Source organism: Silvimonas sp. JCM 19000, from assembly GCF_054652575.1.
The window spans coordinates 212,601-220,926 of the sequence record NZ_BAAIHC010000005.1; the positions used below are offsets into that span (position 1 = coordinate 212,601).

An 8,326-nucleotide genomic window follows, 5' to 3' on the forward strand; every position below is an offset into this window, starting at 1 on the left:
CACGTGCGCCCCGGCCCATGTAAAATCCCGCCGCATGAACCCGCATCTTGTCCTTCCGCATGCCAGCTGGCCCGATCCGGCCCTGCAATCGCAAATCAGCGCGCAATTACAACTTCCTGCCCTTGCCACCCTGTTTGGCAAAGGCCAACGCCAGTCCGTGCCCGCGCAAGCGTGGTCGAGCTGGCTGCATATGCAATTTGGCAGCGCCGCCGCCGCACCCTTGACCTTGGCGCTGGATCTGCCCGATGCCGCGCCCGGCTACTGGCTGCGCGCCGACCCGGTGCATCTGCACGTGGGCCGCGATCAACTGAGCCTGCAGGATGCCCGCACGCTGGATATCAGCCAGAACGACGCCAACGCGCTGGTGCTGGCATTGAATGGTTTGTTTAAACAGGATGGCTGGACTTTTCATGCCCCGCATCCCAACCGTTGGTATTTACAGCTGGCGGCTGACCCGCAATTGCAGTTCACCCCGCTGGATGAAGTGATCGGCCTGAATATCGATCCGTTTCTACCGCGCGGCCCGGATGCCATGAACTGGCATCGCGCACTGAATGAACTGCAAATGCTGCTGTACACCCACGCGACCAATGATGTGCGTGAGGCTTTGGGCAAGCTCAGCATCAACAGCATCTGGCTGTGGGGCGGCGGCGCGTGGCCGATGCCCGCTTTGCCTCAACAGACCGACCGCGTGGTGTGGAGCGACGACGACATCGTGCAAGGACTGACTCGTGCCAGCGGCGGCACCGCGCTGGCCATGCCGGCGGGCGCGCAGGATTTGCCAGCGCGGCCGGGCCTGGTCATTGTCGACAGCCTGGCCGCGGCGGTCCGCGCTAACGATGCGCAAGCCTGGTATGCCGCGTGGCAAGCGTTGGAGCAGCACTGGTTTGCGCCGTTGCTGGCCGGTTTGCAGGAGGGCAGTGTCAGCAGCGTGACCCTGACCGCGCCCGATGCGGGCTGGCAAGTGCGCACCGACGCCAGCCTGCGGTGGCGCTTCTGGCAAGGCAAACGCCTGCCGTTTTAATACCGTCCGCGCGCGCGACGCGTGTTGTTCCGATTGTTTGTGTTGCACCCAACCTGGTCTGCCATGCCCCGAATCCAGCCCCGTTCCATTCCTGCCGAGCTTGAGGCCCGCTTGCTGCAAAGCGGCCTGTCGGCGCTGGAAGCCCGCTTGTACGCCGCTCGCGGCATTAGCGAACCCACCGATCTGGAACACGAACTGGCGCGCCTGCTGCCCTTTGCCGGCCTGAAAGGCATAGCCGAAACCGCGCGCCGCCTGGCCGACGCCATCGCCGCGCAAGAGCGCATTCTGATCGTGGCCGATTACGACGCCGACGGCGCCACGGCCTGTGCCGTAGCCATGCGTGGCCTGGGTTTGTTGGGCGGCATCGTCGATTTTGTGGTGCCCAATCGCTTTGAATACGGCTACGGCCTGACCCCCGAAATCGTGGCGCTGGCCGCGCAAAAAAACCCGCATCTGCTGGTGACCGTGGATAACGGCATCGCCAGCGTGGCCGGTGTTGCCGCCGCCAAGGCGCGTGGGATCGATGTGCTGATTACCGATCACCATCTGCCCGGCGACGCGCTGCCGGACGCCCTGATCGTCAACCCGAACCAGCCCGGCTGTACTTTTGCGTCGCGCAATCTGGCGGGCGTGGGCGTGATGTTTTACGTGCTGATGGCCTTGCGCGCCGAAATGCGCCAACGTGGCGTGTTTGCCGACCAGGCCGAGCCCAACCTGGGCCAGTTGCTCGATCTGGTGGCGCTGGGCACGGTGGCCGATGTAGTCAAGCTGGACGGCAATAACCGCATCCTGGTCGAACAGGGCCTCAAACGCATGCGGGCCGGTCGCGCCAGTCCGGGCGTGATGGCGCTGTTTGCCGCCGCCGGGCGCGATCCCTACAAAGCCACTTGTTTTGACCTCGGTTTTACCCTCGGCCCGCGCCTGAACGCGGCTGGCCGTCTTGACGATATGAGCCTGGGCATTGCCTGCTTGCTGGCCGGGAGCGTCGACGCCGCGCTGCCGCTGGCACAAGAACTGGACCAGATGAACCGTGCGCGCCGCGACATCGAAGCCGGTATGCGCGACGAAGCCGAAACCGTGCTTGCCAGCCTCGACTGCGAAGCCAGCTACAGCCTGGCGCTGTATCGCGCTGACTGGCACCAGGGCGTGGTTGGCATCGTTGCTTCGCGCGTTAAAGACCGCTTTCATCGCCCCACCATTGTGTTTGCCGATGGCGGGCCCGATGAAATCAAAGGCTCTGGCCGTTCCATCGTGGGCCTGCATTTACGTGACGCGCTTGACCTGGTCTCCAAACGCCATCCCGGCCTGATCCTCAAATTTGGTGGGCACGCCATGGCAGCAGGCTTGAGCTTGCGCCCGGGCGACTTTGAAACTTTCCAGCAGGCCTTTGAAGCGGTGTGTCGCGAGCTGATGCCCACCAGCGCACTGGAACGCGTAATCGAGACCGACGGCGCCTTGCCCGAAGACGGCTATAGCATGGCCGTCGCCGAGAAACTGGACCGCCAGGTCTGGGGCCAGGGATTTCCGGCGCCGCGGTTTCATGACGAATTTCGCGTGCTGGAACAAAGGGTGGTGGGCGAACGCCATCTCAAGGTAAAACTGCGCACGCGCTATGGCCACGTGCTGGATGCCATCCGCTTTCAACATCCGGACACGCTGCCGCAACAAGTGACGGCGGTGTTTTCGATCTCGGTGAACGAATTTCGCGGCGAGCGCATTTTGCAGCTACAACTGGAGCATTGCGAATAAGCCGAAGCCGCCATCCGGGCAGCGGTTGTTGCGTGGTCAAAACAAAAAGAGGATGCACGGATGCGAGAACCATGGCGCCGGATTGCGCCGGCGATGCTGACGATATGGGCGCTGGGCTACGCGGGGCTGAGCAGTACTGCGTACGCCACTTTATTGACCCCAGAAGAAGCGCAGCAGCCGGGCAACCGGGTCTGCAAACCGGCGCGGGGCGGCATGCTCGACTGCACCGACCTGGCCGCGCCCGACCCCGCACCCGGCAATGACCCCAGCATCCAGCCGCTGCCTGCCATCCAATACAGCGGCGAACATTTCCCGCCACGCAGCGCCGAGGCCCCAATCAAACCGGCACTCGACGCCATCCCGGAGAAACTGGATAGCGACAGCCTGCGTATAGGTTGGGACATCAATTTCGGCACCACCGCGCAATATTGGGAAATCTACGACAACGGCGTGCTGGCCATACGCAGTCAGGACTTCACCCAGCGCACGCTGGTGTCATCCAGCAAACCCGATATCAGCGCCCGCGCCGTCGCGGTACAAAGCGGCGAATACACGCTGCGCCGCCTGGCCGCCGGCCGCCATTTATTTGAAGTACGCCTCTGCAACGCCAATATCGACGGCAGCCCGCTTTGCACCAGCGTGAGCGGCAATACCTGGGTGGGCGGCACCGACCAGGCCATCGGCAGCCCCAGCGTGCCCGAGATCGAATGGCTGCCCAACGTCAGCACCGGCGAGCCGCTGGAACTGACCTGGCATATGTGGTGGGGCACGCCGGGCCATTACTGGCAGGTGCTGGACCAGGGCCGCGTGGTTTATGAATCCACCACCTTCAACGAAAACACCGACCATACCCAAAGCGCCAGCACGCAACTGCGCGAGCTGGCGGCGGGCACCCACGCGCTGACCGTGCGCCTGTGCAGCAAACTCGACTGTGCCGACAGCGAGGTTTATCCGCTTGAAGTAATGCTGGCCGGAGTTGACCCCGCCGCGTTGCCCAAACTGGCTTTGCTGGGCAAGGTGGCGGATTCGTGGGTGGTGATGTGGTCAGTGCCTATGCTGGCTGCGGGCAAACAGCCCGTGCGCTGGCGCTGGATCGACGCCGACAGCGGCCAGGCCATCGGCGCGGACCAAACCAAAGCGCGCGAATGCGAAGCGGGGGCGGACGAGATGGGGCAGAAGTCGACGCAAACCCGCAGCTACTGCGGCCAGACCCGCTTGCTGGCGGCGCAGGCGCCGGTGCACCTGGGGGTGGAAGTATGCTGGGCCACCGAACGGGTCTGCCGCCGCAGCGATCCGCTGGAACTGGTGGGCGGGGCGCGCGCTACACGCTAATCGAGGTGCCGATCAGGGGCTGTTCGTGAGCAGGCGCGCGGTAGGCGCATCTGGAAGCTATTCGATAACGCCGGCAATCGTGTTGGTATGCTCGATTCGAATGCCTCATTCGTAACGAAATAGATAAATTCGCGAGGAAAAATTGGTTATTAAGACGACTAAGAGTCCGCTTTTAATGCATTTTCCGGAAATCTATTCTGGTGAGGGCGAACTGATAGTGCCGAATATCGCACTGATGAGCATTTCTGTATTCGATCACTGGTTGAGCGAAGAAGAAGCTGGCAGCTGTCGATTTATGAATTTTAAGGTCGCGCTTGGCCAGGACGCTGAGGACGACTACATCATTGGCGAAAAACGCTTCCTGGATTTCTATTCCTCGCTTGCTGTAGATGGCGTCGTTCTAAATTCCGATGCTCAACCAGAATTTATGCGGAATGATGATTGCCGACTTCAGACGGTTTTTTTAGAAAGCCTCCGTGAAAAGCGGCTCATGGATGCCTACTTTGTCGCTAATCAAGTCAGGGTTGTTGGTGGCTACGATAGAACCGATTTGCTCATATTGGCGGATCAACGGTACCGTGCGGAAATCGAAGTAATGGCTCAGAATTGTGGATTGTTTGTACTCCATGCCAGAGCGTAGATTGTTCGCGAACGGCGTGAACAGATGGTACAAACAGTGAAAGCGCGAATGACGGTAAGAAGAATACTTTGAAGCCCGGCCCGCATGCTGGTGAATCAATTCCAGCATGGGGCTCTGGCCGGACTTCTGCAAAGGTGGCCAGGAAACAGGTAAATGGAGTCGCGAAGATGGGGCGTGAATTGAATAGAAAAATATCCATCTTTTGGCTATCGATTTTATTCGCCGCTAAGCGATGCCTGGTTTGATGAAAAGGTGGCGAACCCGGTAAGTTAATTTGCGCGTTTCCGGCGCGCCTATGGCAACCGGCCCGCAACCGGCCCAGCCAGCAACAGGCCTATCGTTCGGCCGCGACGACGGCAGCGACATTTGCCACCCACCTGAGCACGGGCAACCACAGCGGCAGTGCCGCAGTCACCATCAACGGCGTTTCGGTGGCTGCTGTGCAGGGTGGTGCTCTTTAAGCGATTCGTCGTTTTTAATCGAAGACGTTGAGGCGGCGTCTATGTCCGATCAAGTGAGGCACCAGATGGGCGAACGTTTGAACTTCATTTGCGTGGGCGACCGGATGCTGTCGGCGCTTGAGCATCGGTCGAGCATTGAACAAGTTCTGTCACGCTTTAAGGGGCCGATTGCGGCGCCTGTGGAGGTAATGCGGATTGATGGTCGGACTGGTGCGGCTACCGTTTTGCCATGGGACTCATCCGCGCAGCTGGTTGAGGCTCCGCTTGAGTCTGGGGCATTACTTTTCACCTATTTCGTGGTCGGCGGAAATGATGCGGCCGGGCGCCAGAGCGTGTCCCTCGACAGCCGTCAAAACGAAAGTGTCATCACACTCTCCTTGCACCCGCGGCTTGTCAGTGCTGAAGCTCAGGAAGCATGGTCGGCATCCTGGGTTCTTGCCCAGCTTGCGGGATGGGCCATGGAAACCTTCGAGCATGCCGCTTTGGCCTGCGGCCCCGAACTGGATTTATATGAACTCGGAGAAGAGCGGGATCTTCGTCGGATCGAAGAAAGGCTGTCATCAGACCAGCGATGCTGGTTGTCGATGTCGGTACATCGCTTCTCAAAGCGGATGACTTCAATAGATAAGAATCCAGGGATTCACGGCGTGAATATGGTTTTGAATTAGCCGCCTATGGAGATGAGGGCGACTAGCCTTGCCGAAGATGGCCCTTGGCGTGACCGTGACTTGAACGAAAAGCATCGCAAGGGTGTGTTTGACGAATTTAACCGCGACACGCGTTTGCGCTGGGTAAATTGCAATAGGACGGAAAATGGTAGCTAGTGCTTTTGGTTCTGTCGCTGAGCATATTGAAGGTCACCTCGGCCCAATTTCGTCAGGGTGGTCTGACGGTGCTAGCTCGCATGGAATCCAGGTTGTGTGCTTTAAAGAGCAGCCTATCCCCGGTATTACTACTTATGTGACGCTCGGGCTTAGTGAAAACGAGCTTGATTTGCCAAAAGGGCGGAAGATTCGACAGGAGTTGGTTGTTTCTGCGAATGATTCCTTTGCCGGTGGTGATGTTGCGGCGTTTTTACTCTCTCTTGCCGAGCACATCAAGATTCGTGGGCGGGCGGTTTTACGCGGTGAAGTGATCGGACCATGGCGCCCTCTGATAAGTAACGCTACGGTAAATGCTGTTTATGTAACGAATCCAACTCCATTCGATACTGGATTCGCCGAATTCTCTGGCGCTGAGCTGCCAGTCATTTTTGCTTTGTTAGTCCCCATTACCACGGAAGAAGCCGGCCTTGTATCCGATCATGGATGGAGCTGGTTTGAAGATGTTTTGGAGTCTCAAGATCCGGATGTCTGGAATTTGATACGAGCAGAGCAAATAAGGCTGTAAAGCGTAATTGAATCGAAGCGCATTGCGCCGCATAGGGTAAATTGAAAAGCCGGTGCCGGAGCGATCCGCGCCGGTTTTTTGCGGCCTGGAGCTTCCGGCGGTCACGATTCTTTCCCGCCAGGGACCCTATTCAAATCAGATCAATAGATGAAAATGACTACACGTGAGTATCCTGACGGGCTTGATTGTGTTTGGCTCGCCGCTGATCGGAACGGACATCTTGCTGCGTTTGTTACGGCAGGCGCTGGCCCTATCCCCACGTCCGCATTGAGCGATGCGTCGTTTCCAATCGAAGATGTTGAAGCGGCAGTGTGTGAGCTGCCACACGTCTCAGAGATTCGCCTGCTTGTCCAGATGAAGCGACCCGATGATTTCATCGAAATTGCTCGGCGCGGATTCTTCGTTTACGACTGGGGTGATATACATCGTACTGCGTATGAATCTACCCATTCATACGAGCCTGTAGCGGTGCCACTTAATCCGATTACATTAGAAGTATTACCTGAGTCCATCCAAAGACTCGCTGTGAATGCTACTTTGCCTGATGTGTTTGTTGAAGAGCAGCCATTGGATGTTACGGTAATGCTTGAATGCAATAACGCCGGTTAGATGCGGCAAAGACAGCAAGGGTATTGGGCAAGTTCGGTGGAACTTTTTCTTCGGAATTAAAAGCTGCGGGCGGGGAAGATTGCACACACGAATCCAGTAGGCATTATGGTTGCGTTTGCATATGGCACAGCAAAGAAAACCACGAAAGGTGCAAGACGGTTGGAATTGTATAACTGGTCATTGCGCGTGGTTTAGTTAACCGTGCAGTTGAATACGAATCACGGGGGCGAGGCGGCAACCTGAGCTACAAAGATATGCGTGCGACCGCAGTTTTTTCCAAGCAGAACAACCCGGAAGCGCCACTGGCGGAACCGGTGGGTACAAACAAAGAAAAGCCGGCAGATGCGAAGGGAACGCCTGATGATCCGAACAATCCTGGTCCTGACAAGAAAGACGAAAAGGCCAAGGTGCTGCAGACCGGCGGCAACAAGATTGATAAGAGAACGGCGAACCGGCTGAACGAACACTTTGACCAGGATCTCAGCCGAAGAGAATGGGGTAAAGCTTTGGAAGAGCTGAAGAAGGAGAATGGTCTGAGCAACGATTTTCATGGGCGCATCATCTCAAATGCTATGTTTCGCCCCAGGGCGCAGTGATTGATTACATTGGTGGCTACATAAACAGAACAGCGCCACGCCGCTGCCGCCGTCGGTGCACATATCCAGCAAGGGATTCGACACCGTGGCGATAAACACAAATAAGCTGGCGCGCAGGCGCGTTGTGTTCAGTTTGCGGGCGGCGCCCAGCGCCAGTAGCGATGAGCACGGCAAAACAGATCGAATGGGTAAAGCCACGGTGGCTATATGGCGTGCCAAAGGGGATGCCGAACAGCAGTCCGGCGGTGTCGGCGTCGGGCAGCGTGGCGGCGCACGCGGCGTGCGTGATGATGGTGGGCATGGCGGGTGGTGAGGTTTGTGCCGGCAACATAGCACTCGCGATAAAAAAACGGCACGCGGGTCTGCGTGGCGTTGCATCCTTGAAGCCCGCATCTCGACCCTGGGCATGCGCACGACGCGTTTCGTGAATCCGGATAACGCCGGTGGCCTGGGTTTCGAACGCGAGATCGACACCGTCTCCGGCACCACGATCCAGACCAACCGTCACTACCTCAGCGTAAACGGC

At 58.4% G+C, this 8,326-nt stretch carries 9 protein-coding genes; 8 read left to right on the plus strand and 1 reads right to left on the minus strand.

Annotated elements, in window-relative coordinates; translation table 11 throughout:
- Positions 1-34 precede the first annotated feature (34 nt).
- The 8 genes from ACYQ1A_RS07245 to ACYQ1A_RS07280 all read left to right on the plus strand — a co-directional run bounded on the left by ACYQ1A_RS07245 (position 35) and on the right by ACYQ1A_RS07280 (position 7,800).
- On the plus strand, positions 35-1,024 hold the full coding sequence (locus ACYQ1A_RS07245; RefSeq protein ID WP_499361348.1) for a hypothetical protein: 990 nt from the start codon (positions 35-37) through the stop codon (positions 1,022-1,024).
- Between the two features lie 63 nt (positions 1,025-1,087).
- Complete coding sequence (gene recJ / locus ACYQ1A_RS07250) at positions 1,088-2,773, plus strand: single-stranded-DNA-specific exonuclease RecJ (protein ID WP_499361350.1); 1,686 nt, start codon at positions 1,088-1,090, stop codon at positions 2,771-2,773.
- 93 nt (positions 2,774-2,866) lie between these two features.
- Positions 2,867-4,105 (plus strand): chitinase N-terminal domain-containing protein, encoded by a 1,239-nt coding sequence (locus tag ACYQ1A_RS07255; protein ID WP_499361351.1) that lies wholly within the window; start codon positions 2,867-2,869, stop codon positions 4,103-4,105.
- A 175-nt stretch (positions 4,106-4,280) separates the two neighbouring features.
- Positions 4,281-4,745: a hypothetical protein gene (locus ACYQ1A_RS07260; RefSeq protein ID WP_499361353.1), complete on the plus strand. Its 465-nt coding sequence runs from the start codon at positions 4,281-4,283 to the stop codon at positions 4,743-4,745.
- A 502-nt stretch (positions 4,746-5,247) separates the two neighbouring features.
- Positions 5,248-5,874 (plus strand): hypothetical protein, encoded by a 627-nt coding sequence (locus tag ACYQ1A_RS07265; RefSeq protein ID WP_062225209.1) that lies wholly within the window; start codon positions 5,248-5,250, stop codon positions 5,872-5,874.
- A gap of 145 nt (positions 5,875-6,019) precedes the next feature.
- Positions 6,020-6,595: a suppressor of fused domain protein gene (locus tag ACYQ1A_RS07270; protein ID WP_499361354.1), complete on the plus strand. Its 576-nt coding sequence runs from the start codon at positions 6,020-6,022 to the stop codon at positions 6,593-6,595.
- Positions 6,596-6,748: 153 nt separating this feature from the next.
- Positions 6,749-7,204 (plus strand): hypothetical protein, encoded by a 456-nt coding sequence (locus tag ACYQ1A_RS07275; RefSeq protein WP_499361357.1) that lies wholly within the window; start codon positions 6,749-6,751, stop codon positions 7,202-7,204.
- A gap of 254 nt (positions 7,205-7,458) precedes the next feature.
- Entirely contained in the window at positions 7,459-7,800 is a 342-nt protein-coding gene (locus tag ACYQ1A_RS07280; protein WP_499361358.1) for a hypothetical protein, read from the plus strand.
- A gap of 16 nt (positions 7,801-7,816) precedes the next feature.
- On the opposite strand, the gene ACYQ1A_RS07285 is transcribed toward ACYQ1A_RS07280, so the two are convergent.
- Positions 7,817-8,326 (minus strand): metal-dependent hydrolase (locus ACYQ1A_RS07285; protein WP_499361359.1); only part of this gene is annotated, 510 nt, incomplete at its 5' end.